Below are 17,427 nucleotides of genomic sequence, written 5' to 3' on the forward strand. Positions count from 1 at the left end.
ATAGCCGCTTTAGCGGTGTCTACAACGTTAGCCTATGGTAAGCGCCGCGTTAGCGGTGCGCAACCATAGGTCTCCGTAGCCACATCCCGCTTGTGCCTGGCGTAGCCCGGCGACTAAACACCCAAACACACATCCAAATCCACACACCCACACACACCAAATACCCCCACATCCCAATCCCACCCGTTTCAAGCATGCCTTACACCGGCAACCCAACGCGTTAGCGCATAGCCGCTTTAGCGGTGTCTACAACGTTAGCCTATGGTAAGCGCCGCGTTAGCGGTGCGCAACCATAGGTCTCCGTGCCCACATCCCGCTTGTGCCTGGCGTAGCCCGGCGACTAAACACCCAAACACACACCAAAATCCTACACGAAACACCTCCCCACAGCACATCCCTACAAAAAAATCCGCATACGACCCATCAATAGGATTGCATGCGGATTTTTATAGACTTAAAAAAATAAAAAGCCTACATATTTTCGTCAAAAGTCATCTCGTCAAATCCTGCGGCATCAAACTCATCATCGTTATACTCGCTCGAGCCATAAAATTCCTCATCGAAATCATCGCCCGCCGACGACACCGTATTAACAGACGCCTTCGTCTCAAACTCATCGAAATCCATAATCTGAGCGGGAGCCGCACCGCGCGAAGCCACACAGATAGGATCCTTCAGATTCTCGCCCGCGATGCTCTTCTTCATCTCGATAAAGAAACAGCGGTCGGTCATATAGTCAAAGACAAAAATCAGGCGCTGGCCATCGTCGATATAGTCGCTGAGCACAGTCTCGTCCATCAGATACACCTCCTGGTCGGAATCGGCATCCATATCCTCGAGTGTAATCTCCTTGCCCTTCTCCCAGTTGTCATCACACAGGAAGAACGAGCACATCTGGTTCTTGTCATATTTCACACTGTCGCAGATTGCATTCTTGAAATCAAGAAACGTAGCATCGGCGTCAATGTTGATTTCGCGTCGGAAGTCATCGACTTCGTCTGACACTATTCTGAAGTTAAATATCATTGGAAGGTAATTTTTGATTCAGTCAGTAATTAACGGGTAAATTATGAGCGGATTATTCGTAAAATACTCTTGTGCCTGGTGATGCTATAGACCGCAAGCCCTGCCCCTTGTCAGCGGAAACGCTCGGGAAGCGACTCCTTGATAGCACGCTCGCTTTCGGCCATCAGCTCGACAAGATTGTGACGTCCGTCATGCGACGGCTCGATAGGCTTGTGGATTGTAAGGGTTATCGTGCCCCAGCGCGGTATCTTCTTGAAACGCGGCATCACGTCAAAGGCACCGTCAATCGAAATCGGCACTACCGGAAGGCCAAACTCCATAGCCAGCATATACGCTCCGCGCTTAAACGGACGCATATGCCCGTTCCACGTACGGGCTCCCTCGGGAAACACCACCAGCGACATACCGCCGCGCAGCTGACGCTCGGCAAGCTCCATAGTGCGGCGCGTGGCCGACGGCGAAGAGTTGTCGACCATGATATGACCGGTCACCTTACACGAATACCCTACCAGAGGTATCTTCTCAAGAGATTTCTTCATCATCCAGCGGAACTGGTAGTTGAGATAGCCATATATCGAAAAGATATCATAGGCGCCCTGATGGTTGGCTACAAACACGTAGGATGTGCCGCCCTTTACATTCTCGCGACCCACCACCTTGACTCTCACCAGTGTCATCACACAGAACAGACGGGCCCACCAGTGGGGGAAAAAGTATCCGCCCCACCGCCCAAGGCCAACCACTACGCTGAATATCGACAGCAACGCGGTAAGGATAGTGGCCACAAGAAGCACCGGGGCCATTATCACAATCTGGTATATGCGGTAAAGTATCATCATCACGGTTGCAAATTTAGTGCGCTATAGCTGAAAATGCAAGTGTCCGCCTATTTTTTTACCGCCCCCGCAACTAATCGACATATCTTATTTAAGTTATGAGCTTTTTAGACCCCAGCGTTAACAAATATTGGGGAACGGGGTCTAATATTTTATAAGCAATTCATAAAATCCATTACGTATCTATTACACATATCCCGGTTTTACGACTCTATATTCCATAAAGAGCCCTATCGTGAGGTTGGTGGCATAGGGTCAGCCGGGAAAGGCGGCGAGAAAGTCGGCCACCACGAAGGTCGAGCCGCCGACAAACACGGTGTCATTCTCCTGAGCCTGAGCCAAAGCAGCATCCACCGCATCCTTTACTGTGGGGAAGGCGGTGCCGTCGAGGCCGGCGCCGCGGGCGATTTCGAGCACACGTGTGCTATCCATGGCTCTGTCGATTGAGGCACGGGTAAAATAATACCTCACATCGCCGCGCGGCATCATCTCAAGTATATGGCTCACATCCTTGTCGCTGACAAAACCCAGCACCATATGCTTCACCCCGGGCAGAGAGGCCAGACGCGGAGCGAGATACTGCCATCCTCCGGCATTGTGCCCCGTGTCGCACACCACAGTCGGACGTCGTCCCACTACCATCCAGCGCCCTGCCAGACCGGTATCGTCGCACACATGGGCCATGCCGCGGGCCACATCCTGCGCCCCGATATGATAGCCCGCCTCAATCAGACGCCCGGTGGCGGCAAGTATGGTGGCGGCATTGCGTGGCTGGCAGTCGCCGGTGAGCTGTCCGCGCAGAGTGCCGTACGGAGTGCCCTCATACACTATGCAGTCCTCTTCCGGCCGAGCCGAGATGTAATCGGGCGACTCGCAGGCAAACGTTATCGGAGCACCCTCGGCCGCGGCCTTGTCGGCAAACACACGCCTGACATCGCCCTCGGCCTCACCCACCACCACGGGCACACCGGGCTTGATGATTCCGGCCTTCTCGCCGGCAATCTCGGGCAGCGTAGAGCCAAGAAACTGTGTATGGTCGAGCGATATGTTGGTGATGACACAGAGGTCGGGACTTATGATGTTGGTGCTGTCGAGCCTGCCCCCCATGCCTACCTCCACAACGGCCACATCCACTCCGCAGCGGGCCATGTAGTCGAACGCCATAACCATCGTAAGTTCGAAGAACGACGGATGCAGTTCCCTCACCTCGGCGGGGAGGGCCTGGTAACGCTCCACAAAGTCGGCCACTCCTTCGCGGCTTATCATCTTACCGTCCACACGTATGCGCTCGCGGAAGTCGACCAGATGGGGCGACGTATAGAGTCCGGTGCGGTAGCCCGCCGCCTGGAGTATGGCGGCAAGCGTATGGGCTGTCGAACCCTTGCCGTTGGTGCCACCAACATGTATCGAGCGGAACTGCCGGTGAGGATTGCCGAATGCACCGGCCAGACGACGCGAAGTGTCAAGCCCCGGCTTATAGGCCGGAGCACCCTGCCGCTGATACATCGGCAACTGTGTGTAGAGGAAGTCGAGCGCCTGCTCGTAGGTCATAGCCATATCGTCAATAGATTTTTATGCAAAGTCAATCAGTAATATATCAGAAATCCGCCCAGGCCGGCCAGACAGATTATCCATATCGGATGCATCTTCGTGAAGTATACCAGCAGGAACGACACCGCACAGATGAGTATGCTGAATGTATTGTCGGGGAAGTTCTGGCGGTTCATCAGCAGGAGGGCCGCCGAGGCGATAAGTCCGATGACTACCGGACGAAGCCCGGAGAAAATACCTTTTATCACCTCGGAATCCTTATGCCGGTGTATGAAATGGCTTGCATAGAGCACCAGCAGAAACGACGGAAGCATCACCGTGAGAGTGGTCACCACCGAACCCCACACACTGCCCGTCACCACATAGCCTATATATGTGGCACTGTTGATGCCTATCGGGCCGGGGGTCATCTGTGATATAGCAACGATGTCGGTAAACATCTGTTCGGTAATCCATCCCGGGTTTACCACCTCTCTCTCGATAAGAGCCAGCATGGCGTATCCGCCACCGAACCCGAACAGGCCTATCTTCAGATAAGCCCATATCAGCTTGAGATACACGCTCATCGCTCACCTCCTTTCTCTTCAGCGCCGTTGTCGTTACGGCCGGAGGCATCGTGAAGCATGCGGTTGACACGTCGCAGCCACAGCCAGCCGCCCAATCCGCCAAGTATGATAAACCATATCGGGTTGGCTCCGAAATATATCATCAGCGCCACGGCCACAGGTATCCACACCGTGCGCCAGCCTATCTTGGCCGAGCGAGCCGACGTGAGCACCGGAGCAATTATCAGTGCCACCACACACGGACGTATGCCCTTGAATATGGCGCTCACCACCTCATTCTCCTTTATGATGTCGGGAGTAAGGAATATGGCGATAGCCAGAATTATCAGAAACGACGGCAGGATAGTGCCCAGAGCGGCCACCACACTCCCTTTCAGCCCGCGCAGACTGTCGCCGATGCTTACCGAAATGTTTACCGCAAGAATGCCCGGAAGCGACTGCGACACAGCCAGCAGGTCGAGAAACTCCTCGCGGCGTATCCAGTGGTGCTTGTCGACTATCTCACGCTCGATTATGGATATCATGGCCCATCCGCCGCCAAAGGTGAATGCACCGATTTTCAGAAACGTCCAAAAAAGCGGCCCGTATATCCGTCCGCCGGCCGGAGAATTCTCCTCCATCTCCGGTTTATTGTCCTGTATGCTCATAAGCTATATTTACGAGGGTGCAAAATTACTAATTTACATCTCTTTTTCACATCCCTTATTCATGTTTTATTCATAAAAACACGTATTTTTGCATTCAAGTTTCCAATCATTCACCAACATAATCCTGCATGAAGAAAATCTACCTGCTTTCCCTGGCTGCTGTCGCGGCGCTTCCGTCGACATTGATGGCCGAAATACCCGAGGGCTACTACGACAACCTCAAAGGCCTGAGCGGAGCCGACCTTAAAAACGCGATATACAACACAATCAAGAATCCCAAAGCTCCCGGCTACGGCCCCGGGGCAAACAAGACCTGGTGGGCATTCTACGAGACCGACCAGTTGCCCGACGGCACATATCTCAACCGCTACAGCGACCTTAAATTCGAGGTGGGCGAACGCGGCTCGCGTCCTAAAAAGGACATAAAGGGCACCACCAATTCCAAGGGCAACTATATAGAGATGAACATCGAGCACTCCTTCCCCAAATCGTGGTGGGGAGGCACCGAAGGCACCATATACAACGACCTGTTTAACCTCTACCCCTCTGACAACAGCACCAACAGCGCCAAATCAAATCTTGTGATGGACCGCGTTGCCAACGTGTCGACCGACGACGGATATACCAAAATCGGCAAAGGCACCAATGTCAGCGAAAACGTGTGGGAGCCGATCGATAAATATAAGGGCGACTTCTCGCGCGGATACATGTATATGATTTCCGCATGGCAAAACTATACATGGGTAAAAGTCGGCCTTCAGTTCCTCGACAACAACCAGTACCCCACATTCAAGCAGTGGGCCGCCGACCTCTACTCCGAATGGTGCCGCCTCGACGAGCCCGACGAGATAGAAATCAACCGCAACGATGCCGTCTATAAAATCCAGGGCAACCGCAACCCCTACATCGACTTCCCCAACCTCTTCGAGTACCTCTGGGGCGACAGCACAGCCTGTACGTTCGACCCCGAGAAGACAGTCGTGGCCGGCGGAGGCACATACCGTCCTGCAGCACCCCTCAATCCCGCCAACCCCAACCACTACTACCGTATGGAGATACTCTACGCGGCCGACTATACCAAGGGCGACAATGGTGTGACCGAGACCACCGTCAAGGCTCCGGGCTCTTCGTCCAAGGTATGGAACCGCAGCACCCAGTACGGATGGGTGGCCAACTCATTCATCGGCGGCACACGCTATGATAGCGACGCCACACTCTATACCGAAGAGATTGACCTCGCCGCCACCACCAACGCCTACATACAGTTTGAGCATGCTGTCAACTTCCTCCCGGGCAAGTGTGCCGACTATCTTACCGTATCAGTGGTATGCGATGGCGTAGACACCCCCATCAACGACCGCGTGACATGGCCGGCCGGCAACTCATGGGCATTCATCGAATCAGGCATAATCGACCTCTCGGCCTACGCCGGAAAGAAGGTCAAAATCGGATTCCGCTACACCAGCACCACCTCTACCTGCGGAGCATGGGAAATCAAGAACATAGAGATGCGTGGAGGCGCAACATCGGGTATCGACAACGTCTTCGACACACCGGTAGAGTTTGACCCGTCGCTCCCCGCCGAATATTACACCATCGACGGACGCCGCGTCGACTCATCGGCATCGGGCCTCCTCATCGTGCGTCAGCGTGGCCGCACCTATAAAATACTCCGATAAACAAGCTCTAATTGACGTCGCGCCAAGATAAACGCGACACCATACATTCCGTCCTCCCGGACATTGACGTCACAGAGATATACCCCACTGTGTCAGTGCAATGTCCGGGAGGAGTCGTATCCGGGCCCTCGAAACCGGTCGGCAAAGCGTGTCTTCACAGGCAGATGCTGCTCCGCCTTGCGCGGCGCGGCCAGGCACGACGGTGTAGATGCCTTTGCATTGTCTGAAACGGTAGTGCGTGGCGATGTGATGCTTCTCCCTGCAATCCGGTTGCGCACGGCATTGGCGGCACGCATGGCACGTGATTTTTTGCGTGAAGAGCGGGTAGCCACAGCTTTACGCTCAAGCCGTGCCACCCTGCGGGCATCCTTCTCGGCGGCCTCGCGCTCGGCCTGCTGCCTGGCGCGAAGCTCACGACGACGTTCGCGGGCACGCTCGTTGCGGCGGCGCCTGCGGTCGATATCAGCCCGGATTATTACCCATGCACATGCAAATCCCTCCTGGTGAACATAGCGGAAGTCGGGTTCCTTGCCATGCTCGATATAGTCGCGCACCAGACACTCGGTGTCGATGTCGTTGCACCCTGAGACAAACATGGCTCTGCGCCACAGGGGGTCGAATTTGTAGCGCGGAGTCCGCGCCCGCACGGTCTTTCTACGTGGAGATTGTGTTGTTTTCATAATATAAAAAGATTGGTTTAGATTTTATTGACATCGCAAATTTACAACATATCATTGTAATTTGCAAATAATATTCAAAAAAATTATTGTGATAGTCGCCGGGCTACGCCAGGCACAAACGAGATATGCCCACAAATACCTATGGCTGCGAACCGCTAACGCGGCTCTTACCATAGGCTAACGTTGTAGACACCGCTAAAGCGGCTATGCGCTAACGCGTGGTTTGCCGCCGCAAACTATATGCACACAAATTATGTAGACACAAATTATATAGATACAGAGTAGATACTTATTATGTAGACACAAATTATATGTCATATGGAGACATATTATGTGGGCGCAGAGGGAATTACAGATATAGGTGATACAATAACAAACCTCGCGTTAGCGCATAGCCGCTTTAGCGGTGTCTACAACGTTAGCCTATGGTAAGAGCCGCGTTAGCGGTTCGCAGCCATAGGTATTCGTGGCCTCACCTCGCTTGTGCCCGGCGTAGCCCGGCGACTATCCCACTACATTGTTAATAACGCGACTATCCCCTTGTATTGCTAATAACTCAACTATCCCGGTTGCCGGCTGACAACTCTACTGAAATATATCTATATATAGCCGGATGGGCAACAATCCCCTCGCGTTAGGGCACATAGCTGCAATGGCAAACCTCGCGTTAGCGCATAGCCGCTTTAGTAAACCTCGCGTTAGCGGACATAGCTGCAATGGCAAACCACGCGTTAGCGCGCATAGCTGCAATGGCAAACCACGCGTTAGCGCATAGCCGCGTTAGCGGTGTCTACAACGTTAGCCTATGGTAAGAGCCGCGTTAGCGGTTCGCAGCCATAGGTATTCGTGGCCTCACCTCGCTTGTGCCCGGCGTAGCCCGGCGACTATCCCACTACATTGTTAATAACGCGACTATCCCCTTGTATTGCTAATAACTCAACTATCCCGGTTGCCGGCTGACAACTCTACTGAAATATATCTATATATAGCCGGATGGGCAACAATCCCCTCGCATTAGCGCATAGCCGCAATGGCAAACCTCGCGTTAGCGGACATAGCTGCAATGGCAAACCTCGCGTTAGCGGACATAGCTGCAATGGCAAACCTCGCATTAGCGCATAGCTGCAATAGCAAACCTCGCGTTAGGGCACATAGCTGCAATGGCAAACCCCGCGTTAGCGCATAGCCGCTTTAGCGGTGTCTACAACGTTAGCCTATGGTAAGAGCCGCGTTAGCGGTTCGCAGCCATAGGTATTCGTGGCCTCACCTCGCTTGTGCCCGGCGTAGCCCGGCGACTATCACAATAGGCGACTATTCCACTATAGGGGGGAGATGATGCGACCGGACAACGGTGGATTATACGAAATATGCGAACAGGGAGATGAAGAGGAGCACCGTGGTGGTAAGCACTCCGGTGGCACATATGAGCGACTCGTTGCTCATATGGAGCTCGGGCATGCCCGAGCCAAAGCTGATATGCACTCTGTCGCGGTTGGATTTGAGCGGATGACGCAGAATCCAGATAACGGCCAGATTGGTGATACGATGTACGATATATCCCATAATCGACCCGATAATCGCGCCCACGATGATATCGCCGGGATAGTGCACTCCAAGATACACACGGCTGTAGCAATTAAATGCAGCCCAGGCAAATAGCGACACCACGGCCAGGCGGCGATGGCGGAACACATAGGAAAGGTATGTGGCTACGGCAAATGTGTTGGCAGCATGACATGACGGAAATCCGTAGCTGCCTCCGCGGTAGCCCCATACGATATGGACGAGGTCGGAAATGGGATTGTCGGGATTGGACGGTCGCAACCGGTGTACCAACGGACGGATAAGCGAGGCACATGTCTGATCGGCCAAGGTGACGGTAAGCGCCACCCCGATAGCCACGATAATGCCTCCGGCGAGCCCGTAGCGGTGCACCACCATGGCAAATATCATAACATACATAGGCACCCACACCATCCTGTGGGAGAGGAGCATCATGAACTGGTCAAGCGCGGGAGTATGAAACGAGTTGAAAAACAGGAATACCTGAGTGTCAATCTGGGAGAGAAATTCAATCATCTCTGTTGTAAGTCGTTATAAAGGATTTGCAAATAGGCTTTTACGGTCTCAATCCCCAGGCTGTCGCCCTCCTCGGGCATCCCGGAGGAAACATTGAGCGTAGCCACTCCGCCCGAGGTGGCCACTGAGGCATGCTCGGCATCGCTGAAGAATGCCATACGCGGAGCCGAGGGGTCAAAAACGTTGTGGCTGAAGGGGAAATCGCCGACAGGAAGGCCGAGCATACCGAGCACGGTGGCGGCAATGTCGGTCTGGGCCACGATGGCATCGACACGGGGCGCCCCGGAGCGCAACGCGCCTCCGGCAATGACCATCGGCACATGGTGGCGGCTCTCCTGCGACACGAGAGTGTCGGGCCACACAGCATAGTGGTCGGGGATTATGACTACGAGCGAGCGGTCCCACCGCGGGGTGTGCGACATGGCGTCGTACCATTGGCCAAGGGCGTTGTCGGCATAGGCGAACGCATTGAGCCGAGGGTCGGAAAACTCCGATTGCCAGGGAACATCAAACGGCTCGTGGGAGCTTGAGGTCTGAATGACGGTAAACACGGCAGCGGTGTCGGAGGGCGCAGGCATATCGGCCAGAGCGCGGTCAAACACCAGGTGGTCGGGAGCGCCCCACTTGCTCATGCGCTCCGCCACAGGGAAGTCGCGGTCGCAGACTATGCGGTCGAATCCGGCCGACACAAGATAGGCGTTCATGCTGGTGAAGTTGATGTCGCCGCCATAGTAGTATGACAGTTTGTAGCCCTCGGAATCAAGCGAGCGAGGGAGCGAAGGGAGACGGTCGGTCTTCCCGACAAACTTCATAATCGATGTGGTGGGCTGTCCCGGATATCCGCTGAGGATGGCCGGAAGGGCGCGGTCGGTGCGGAAACTCGACGCATAGCAGCGCGTGAACAGCATCCCTCCGGCGGCAATCGAATCGAGCTTCATGGCCACCGGCGAGCCACCGAGCGATGGCATCAGGTGGGAGGAAAAACTCTCGAGGATAACAAGATATATGTCGGGACGCGATGTCGACAGCACCGGAGCGGCAATGGTGTCGCCCATGCAGGCACGCTCGCCGTCGGACAGGATGGCTTGAGCACGGTCGATACTGAAATAGTCGAACTGCGAGTCGAATCCACCCTGATGGGAGGCTGAATACATAAACGAAAAGAGAGGATTGACGGCAGCATGGTTCATGCGGGTGTCGCTGCTGAAATAGGCGCGACTGAGATTCATGGTGCTGACAGTCAGTCCTCCGCGTATCGGGAGAAAGAGTGCGCCTGTGCATAGCAGCATCACCGCCGCTACGCGTATGCGCTCCATCGGAGCTCCCTTTACCTGGGTAAGGGGCACAAACTTAGTCCACATCAGCAGCAGAGCGGTAAACAGCGCAAAGAGTATAGAAGTCATGGCAAGTCCGCCCCCTGTGCCTCCGCTCGCCATGGCCGACTCGGGCGACGACATGAAGTAGAACAGCGGAGTGGTGTCGAGCTTGAAGCCCCAGTAGGGATAGAGCATCGCGTCGGCCGACACGGCAAGCGCGATAACCAGGGCCTCGACCGCAAGCACACATTTCAGGATGATGGAAAGCGCCCTCACCCACCGCATGGACGAGACAGCGCCGGATGCCGCAAGCAACAGCCCCGGGAGCAGTGTAAGATACCCGGCCATAGATAAGTCCATCGGCAGACCATGCCACACCACGGCAGCAAAACCACCAAGGCCGATACCCTTGTAGATCGCGGCGTTAACAAGTACAAAAGCACACTTGGCAATCACGAATATGACCGTCAACTGTACAAATATTGTTACAAATAATAATAATCGCTGCTTCACTATAAATTACTATATGCACCGCCCTGCAGGCCGGAGTAGCTTTTTCCGCCTGCAAAGATATACCATTCCGGCCAATATCAGCGTATTATTCACTTATTTTTATATCAGATTAATGATATTTAGCGCATATGCCGGAGATGTCAGCCACGGAGACGCGAGCGGATGCCCCTGAACGAGGCGAAGAGGGTGATGAGCAGGAGCAGTGACATCAACGCATAGCCGAGCCGCATGTCGGGGAGGAGCGTAGCCAGGAAAGCGAGGAGCACCGGTAGCGACAGCAAAATCATGAGCCTCAATGTGGACCTGTCGATGCGATAGCCGTACACACGGTGGTTGACGATATAGTAGGCCGCTACATCCAGTGCGTGGACTATGACCATGGCTATGCCGAGTCCGACAAGTCCCCAAGCCCAGTAGCATAGGCAGTTGACCACGAGCATCACACTGCATCCAAACACACCTTCGAGACAGAAATATAGCTTCTTGTCGCCTTTGGCAAAGGATATATAGCCCATCGGATAGGCCATAGCCCGCAGAAACAGGCCGAGCGCCATCCAACGCACAAGCGGCACCACCGCCATAAACTCTTCGGATGTAAGCACGCGAATCAGCAGCGGGGCGGTGAGCATAAGCGCTATGGCAAGCGGGGCTATCACCAGCCCTACAAGGTCGAACTGGCGGTTGACGATTACTGTCATGCGGGCATTGTCGGATATAGCAGCCGACAGGCGCGGGAAATAGTCGAGCGACATGGCAGTGAACACCACGGCCACATATTGCCCGGCAATGGTGTTGGCCGCCTGAAACAGACCGACATCACCCACACTGCCGAGAGCGCGCACCCACATGTTGACAAGGTAGCCCACGAGGGTGGTAAGCACCGTTCCGGCCATCAGCACCACTCCGAGCGAGAGCATACGCCCGGCAATGGCCCACCGTAGGGAGCGCGGCACACTGACCGCGCTGCCAGGCATGGCCCGGCGCATATTGTAGCGATAGAAGGCCCATGTGGCCACAGCCAGGATAATCATGGCGGGGACAATGCCGTCGTAGCCAAACGCCCAGTAGAGAGGCACTCCGGCCACAAGTCCGACAAGAGCGCCTACAAGCGATGATTTCGACAGCCTCTTCACCTCGTGGAGTCCCTGAAGCAGCGACATCTCTCCGTCGGAAAGCACCGAAAAGAGCATCATCACCGAAAGAGCCACGAAGCTCCATGTGTACAGGCTGTTGTCAAATGTGATGCGGCTCAGAAGCGCCGAGCAGGCTATGCATAGCAGCATGGCTCCAAGAGCGGTGTAGAGCACCACACGGCGAGCCACACTGACCACCGCAGCAACATCGGCGGAGGAATCGACATCATCAGCCGCATCGGAGGTGTCAGCATCGTTGCCACGGGCGGCGGCAACTTCGCGCACAATCGACAGAGGCAGGCCGCATGAAGCCATCTGCTTGAGTGTATTGGTCGATGAGACAAGCAACTGGGATATGCCCATACCCTCCGGGCCGAGAAGCAGGGCCACAAACTTACCGCGCACTACGTTTATGACAATCTGAAGCACCTGGACACTGCCAAATACCGACATACCTCGCAGGATGCTGCGATAACTGTTTTCCTGACTGTCTGTTGCGGTTGATGCCATCACCTTATGGGGCAGGACTTCAGAGAGTCCCGCTACAGATAAACGGTGACAGGCGACATATTATTTTACCCAGAGCGAGGGGTTGAGCTTCTCTTTCTCGCGGCGGAGCTCAAAATGGAGCAGCGCACGGTCATCGTCGTCGGGGTCGGCAAAAATCTTTCCGATGGCCTGTCCCTGCGTCAGCTCCTGGCCGTTGCGCACCGTAATGTCGGTCAGGCCGGCATATACCGTCAGGTAGCGGCCATGGCGCACCATCACAATGGTGTTGTAGCCCGGCTGGCGGAATATCGCCGACACTTTTCCGGCGAATACGGCGCGGGCAGATGCTCCGGGCGATGTCTCGATATCGATGCCCGCATTGTCGGTCACGACATGAGGCAACTCAGGATGCTGCTGGCGACCGAACGGGCGTACTATGCGGTAGCGTCCGCTCACGGGGAAGAGCAGGCGCCCCTTGTTGCTCTCAAACGAGCCTGACAGCGAGCGTGTCTCGTCGGCGGTAGCATATGTGCGCTGTTTTGTGTCAGGAGCAGGGGTGGATTTCCTGGTGTCGGAGGAGGTTTTGGGTGTAGTCGACTCCGACGGGCGACCTGCCGTGGCTTTCTCCTGGCGCTGCTTCTCGGCTGCGAGCTGACGTCGCCTGGCTTCCTCCTCCTTGCGGCGCTGTTCCTCCTGGCGTCGCTGCTCCTCGGCGATAAGCCTGTCGAGCTCGGCATCCAGGGCACGCGCCTTAGCTTCCTTGTCCTTAAGTACACGCCGCAGAGAGGTGCTTTCCTTCTTGAGTTGCTCTACAATCTGTGCCGTTTCCTCCTGCGATGCCTTCAGCTGACTGCGCTCGCGGTCAAGCTCGGCAAGCGACGATGCCCGCTGAGCTTTCACTGCCGCGAGATGCTCCTTGCGGCTGCGCAGAGTATCGACCTGTGCTGACAGCTCGCGGCTGCGCCTTTCGCGCCATGCCGACACCTCCTTGAGATAACGCATGCGGCGGTAGCCCTGTGTGACTGTCTCGGCCGAGAATATGAATGCAAGCGCCGAGGCAGAGCCGCGCTGATGGTCGTGAATCCGTCGCACCATGCGGGCATAGCTCTCGCGCATCGTGCAGAGACGCCCTTCGAGCGCCGCCACAGAGTCGTTGAGCACTACGATGGTACGGTCGATGCTGTCGATCTGCGATGAGATGCGGGCTATCGACCGGTTGCGAATGTCGATGTCGGAGCTAAGGGCGTCGAGCCTGTTGAGCGAACGCACTGTGCTGCGCCTGTTGGCCTCAATCTGCTCGGCTGTCTGCCGGATGGCGCGGCGAGTGTCGTTCTGCTCTTTCTTTACAGTGCCTATCGCCCTCGACTGCTGCCGCTGGCGACGCTTTGCGCCTCCGGCATCGGATGCAGAGATTGCGATAATAAGGGCTGTGATAAGGAGAATGGCAAAACGTCGCATATTGAGTCAGGTTGGGAAGTCTACTACTATCCGTGGGGTCACATTTCCTTGATAATCTTCATAAGCTGAGCAGAGGTGACGCGCCGCAGTCCGGCGGTGGCGGGCGGGTCGACAGTAATCATGTCGTTCCAACGGGCGCTCCCCCACTTCCATGCCACTTCGGCGGCATATTCACCCCGGGGGGTGTCGATGTCGACAGCCACATTGTCCATTACATTTCCGGCAGGTGTAAGCGGCTCGGGGCCGGAGTATGATGCGGTAAAGGAAATATCATGGTCACCGGCCACAACAGCCAGAGCCGTGACTACCGAGGGGAGGTCGAGCACGTAACCGTAGTCGGCCATCGGATGCTGACGGCGCGGGAGGAGCCTTACCGAGCCTGAAGAGGTGTCGAGGCGCATTGCGGCCGAGTCGGCAAGAGTCAATGTAGAGCCTCCGGGCATGAAGGGGCGTCCCATGAGCATGTCCTGCAGGTTGTCGAGGTTGAGCGGCAGGCCGGAAGTCAGTTTCGACAGGCTCTCAGCAAGATATACCTTCTTGGGACGCGAAGCCGCCACCACCGAGTCGGGAGTAAGCCATATGCGCGCCACCTCGAATCCGAGCATACGGAAGCTCAGGTCGATACAGCGTCCGCGCACCATGCGGGCACGCGCGCTGACTGACATATTTTTAGGCGACACAAGTCGCAGAGTGACGGGCACGCTTACATCGGTCCAGTCGCGGTAATTGTCGGTGACTGATTTCAGAGGCGACACCTCAACCGGCGCCTGCTCAGCGGAGGTTGACGGATAAGCGGCCGAAGAGCGTGTGCTCCTTGAGGAACGGCATCCGGTAAATATGGCCGCACAAAGCAGTATGGCCGCTGCGGCCGGAATGTATGATGATAATCGATTCATATGTGATGCGGTAGATGTTTTTGCCGTGGCTCGGAACAGACGATGCCGGGCGTGACTACTCGAAGAAGAAAGTCTTATGCGCGACCTTGCGCTTCAGCAACTCGTTGTCGGGAGCGAGCAAGAGGGCCTGCTGCCATAGCTCGACAGCCTTCTGGTGGTCGCCGTTCCAGAAATATATGTCGCCGGCGTGGGAATACAACTCATCGGCAGGTTCCTTGGCAAGGTCGAGGGCTTTCTGTATATATGCGAGCGCTTCGGTATATTTCTTCTGGCGGAATAGAATCCAGGCGTATGTGTCGAGCGAATTGATATCGTCGGGACGCTCCTGTATTGTGCGGCTGCTCATGCGCTCGGCCTTGTCGAGGTCGCGTCCCTCGACGGCGAGCAGGTAGGCGTAGTTGTTGAGCGCGAGCAGATTGTCGGGATCTACAGCTATCGCCTGGCGATAATGTTCCTCAGCCTGAGCCTTGTCGCCGGCGGCAGAGTACATGTCGCCTTCGGAACTGAGTACTTCGGAAACGAACTTCACATCGCCCGAGTCGGCCAGCTCTATGGAATGCTCGAAGTCGGGAATAGCCTTGTCGTACTGCTTGGCCTGTCCGTGGCTTATTCCGCGCATGAAAGTAAGGTTGGCGCTTTGGGGATGATAGCCGAGAGCCCTTGTCGCCGCATCGACCGCCTTGTCGAACTCGTCGGTCTGGAGGTAAAGGCTCACAAGGGCACCCCACTTCCGCTCGTCGGAGGGGTCAATGTCAAGGGCATATCCCACCTGCTCGGCGGCACCTGCATAATCGGATATGGCGAGAAGATACGCATAGTAGAGGTCGTGGACACTGACCTCGTGGGGATGCTGCTCGAGGAGCGAGGCAAACAGCTCCTGGATGCGCGGCTGCTGAGCGGGATTGGAGTATAGTTCGCGTACGTAGCCTGTCATTATCTCGAGCTTCGTATCGAGGTCGAGGCTCTCCATCTTGAGGGCATGGAACACCTCGCGGTCGTAGGCCACGCTGTCGCCGGCGTTTTTATAGAAATTGGCACGCGAATAGTAGGCGAGTCCTGAAGTCGGGTCGAGCTCGCATGCACGGTTGTAGTAGGCGAGCGCCGAATCGTTTTCGGAGAAAAGTGCAAAGACATCACCGGCAAATACATTGTTTTCGATACTTCCCGGCGAAGCCTCAATCAGAGAGTGCACCTCGGCTATAGCCGAGACAGTGTCCTGAGTGGAGAGGTAGCTCTGTATCTTGCGCGAAGATAGCGGTATGCTCTTGCCTTTTGCGCGCTCGATGCGGTTGTATACGTCGATAGTGCGGCTTACGGCAGCAGAATCGTGAGTTAAGAAGAGGGCATTGGCGAGGTGCAGCGCCACCTCGGTCTTGGCCGGATATAGTGAGTCGAGCTTATTCCACACCCGCAGCGACTCATCAATATTTCCGATACGTTCGTTGACGAAACCGTAGGTATACGACGTGTAGAAGTCGGCGGGATTGCGGTCGAAATAATTCTTCATCAATCGGTGTCCGGATTCGAACCTGACGGAGTCCTGTCCGGCAATCCCCATCAGGGTGTAGCCGAAGAAATAGGCTATGGCATCGTCGTCGGGATTTAGCTCATGAGCACGCTGCATCAGATAAAAGGAAGCGTCGTCATTTCCGAGCGCCTGCTGCCTCATCGCCTCCATGTATATATAGTCGGCTTTGCGGCAATCGGCCTCGGAGGGCTTTGCATGGTCGGGCTTTTTTGCCGACAGGGCCGTGGCCATGACGGCCATCATGGCAATCAGGGCGAAGAATCGGGCTGTATGTTTACGTAGGGCTACGTGCATTTTTTAAGAGCTTGTTTATCAGAGCTTGTTTAATTGAGGCCGGTATGTCCGAATCCGCCGTCGCCGCGCACAGTTTCGTCGAGGCGTTCGACGGGCTCCCAGTCGACACGTGTATATTCCTTAATCACCATCTGGCATATGCGTTCTCCGTCGTTGACCACAAACGGCTCGTCGCTGAGGTTGATCAGTATGACACCGATTTCGCCCCTGTAGTCGGCGTCGACAGTGCCGGGAGTGTTGACGAGCGATATGCCCTTCTTGAGAGCAAGCCCCGAGCGCGGCCTTATCTGGCATTCGTAGCCCTGGGGGAGCTGTATGTAGAGGCCGGTAGGTATGAGAGCTCTCTGCATAGGCATCAGTGTAACCGGCTCTTTCAGAGATGCGCGCACGTCCATACCGGCAGATGAGGGGGTTTCGTACGCGGGGAGCTCATGGCTCGAGCGGTTGATTATCTTTACTTTAATATTATTCATATTGGCTATAGTAATTCAAAATTATGCGAAAATACGGAAATTTAACGTATTTACCACATACTTACTGTTTTTTTATATAAACACAACAATTATTAGAATGTTTCTATGATGCAAAACATCCACCGCCGGAGCATGCATGGGGGCTAACGCCAGGCACAAAAAAAGGATGCATCAGCTCCTGACCTCTAAGACCCCGTTCCCCAATATTTGTTAACGCTGGGGCGGTCAAGCGTCGTGCAGATGTGTTCGCGCAGTGAGGGAGC

14 protein-coding genes are annotated in these 17,427 nt (G+C 55.3%); 1 reads left to right on the forward strand and 13 read right to left on the reverse strand.

The annotated features are described in order from the left end of the window. Positions 1 to 471 precede the first annotated feature (471 nt). The 5 genes from K2I50_RS00190 to K2I50_RS00210 all read right to left on the reverse strand — a co-directional run bounded on the left by K2I50_RS00190 (position 472) and on the right by K2I50_RS00210 (position 4,626). A complete protein-coding gene (locus K2I50_RS00190; protein ID WP_301024238.1) occupies positions 472 to 1,026 on the reverse strand; it encodes an IS1096 element passenger TnpR family protein in 555 nt (184 codons plus the stop codon). A 110-nt stretch (positions 1,027 to 1,136) separates the two neighbouring features. Continuing rightward, the gene (locus K2I50_RS00195) at positions 1,137 to 1,865 is read right to left on the reverse strand and encodes a lysophospholipid acyltransferase family protein (protein WP_301024239.1); all 729 of its coding nucleotides are present in this window, start codon (positions 1,863 to 1,865) and stop codon (positions 1,137 to 1,139) included. A gap of 252 nt (positions 1,866 to 2,117) precedes the next feature. After that, positions 2,118 to 3,419, reverse strand: coding sequence for a bifunctional folylpolyglutamate synthase/dihydrofolate synthase (locus K2I50_RS00200; RefSeq protein WP_526022928.1), 1,302 nt, complete (start codon positions 3,417 to 3,419; stop codon positions 2,118 to 2,120). A gap of 29 nt (positions 3,420 to 3,448) precedes the next feature. After that, the gene (locus K2I50_RS00205) at positions 3,449 to 3,979 is read right to left on the reverse strand and encodes a chromate transporter (RefSeq protein ID WP_301024240.1); all 531 of its coding nucleotides are present in this window, start codon (positions 3,977 to 3,979) and stop codon (positions 3,449 to 3,451) included. Further along, positions 3,976 to 4,626 (reverse strand): chromate transporter, encoded by a 651-nt coding sequence (locus K2I50_RS00210; RefSeq protein ID WP_526022929.1) that lies wholly within the window; start codon positions 4,624 to 4,626, stop codon positions 3,976 to 3,978. The genes K2I50_RS00205 and K2I50_RS00210 overlap by 4 nt, the downstream gene beginning before the upstream one ends. A 128-nt stretch (positions 4,627 to 4,754) precedes the next feature. Here K2I50_RS00210 and K2I50_RS00215 point away from each other — a divergent pair, with 128 nt between their 5' ends. Next, positions 4,755 to 6,305, forward strand: a complete 1,551-nt coding sequence (locus K2I50_RS00215) for an endonuclease (protein ID WP_301024241.1) — start codon at positions 4,755 to 4,757, stop codon at positions 6,303 to 6,305. Between the two features lie 92 nt (positions 6,306 to 6,397). Here K2I50_RS00215 and K2I50_RS00220 read toward each other — a convergent pair whose 3' ends face one another. The 8 genes from K2I50_RS00220 to dut all read right to left on the reverse strand — a co-directional run bounded on the left by K2I50_RS00220 (position 6,398) and on the right by dut (position 17,155). Beyond that, positions 6,398 to 6,985, reverse strand: coding sequence for a hypothetical protein (locus K2I50_RS00220; RefSeq protein WP_301024242.1), 588 nt, complete (start codon positions 6,983 to 6,985; stop codon positions 6,398 to 6,400). A gap of 1,356 nt (positions 6,986 to 8,341) precedes the next feature. Continuing rightward, positions 8,342 to 9,064: a phosphatase PAP2 family protein gene (locus K2I50_RS00225; RefSeq protein ID WP_301024243.1), complete on the reverse strand. Its 723-nt coding sequence runs from the start codon at positions 9,062 to 9,064 to the stop codon at positions 8,342 to 8,344. After that, a complete protein-coding gene (locus K2I50_RS00230; protein ID WP_301024244.1) occupies positions 9,061 to 10,851 on the reverse strand; it encodes an LTA synthase family protein in 1,791 nt (596 codons plus the stop codon). The genes K2I50_RS00225 and K2I50_RS00230 overlap by 4 nt, the downstream gene beginning before the upstream one ends. Positions 10,852 to 11,033: 182 nt before the next feature. Beyond that, on the reverse strand, positions 11,034 to 12,536 hold the full coding sequence (locus K2I50_RS00235) for an oligosaccharide flippase family protein (RefSeq protein ID WP_301024245.1): 1,503 nt from the start codon (positions 12,534 to 12,536) through the stop codon (positions 11,034 to 11,036). Positions 12,537 to 12,596: 60 nt separating this feature from the next. Next, a complete protein-coding gene (locus tag K2I50_RS00240) occupies positions 12,597 to 13,973 on the reverse strand; it encodes a murein hydrolase activator EnvC family protein (RefSeq protein ID WP_301024246.1) in 1,377 nt (458 codons plus the stop codon). A gap of 38 nt (positions 13,974 to 14,011) precedes the next feature. Continuing rightward, positions 14,012 to 14,869, reverse strand: coding sequence for a lipoprotein insertase outer membrane protein LolB1 (lolB1, locus tag K2I50_RS00245; RefSeq protein ID WP_301024247.1), 858 nt, complete (start codon positions 14,867 to 14,869; stop codon positions 14,012 to 14,014). A gap of 55 nt (positions 14,870 to 14,924) precedes the next feature. Then, positions 14,925 to 16,691, reverse strand: coding sequence for a tetratricopeptide repeat protein (locus K2I50_RS00250; protein WP_301024248.1), 1,767 nt, complete (start codon positions 16,689 to 16,691; stop codon positions 14,925 to 14,927). A gap of 29 nt (positions 16,692 to 16,720) precedes the next feature. Then, entirely contained in the window at positions 16,721 to 17,155 is a 435-nt protein-coding gene (gene dut, locus K2I50_RS00255; RefSeq protein ID WP_301024251.1) for a dUTP diphosphatase, read from the reverse strand. Positions 17,156 to 17,427: the final 272 nt, after the last annotated feature.

The organism is Muribaculum sp. (genome assembly GCF_029051885.1).
In the GTDB taxonomy this organism is placed as follows: Bacteria; Bacteroidota; Bacteroidia; order Bacteroidales; family Muribaculaceae; genus Muribaculum.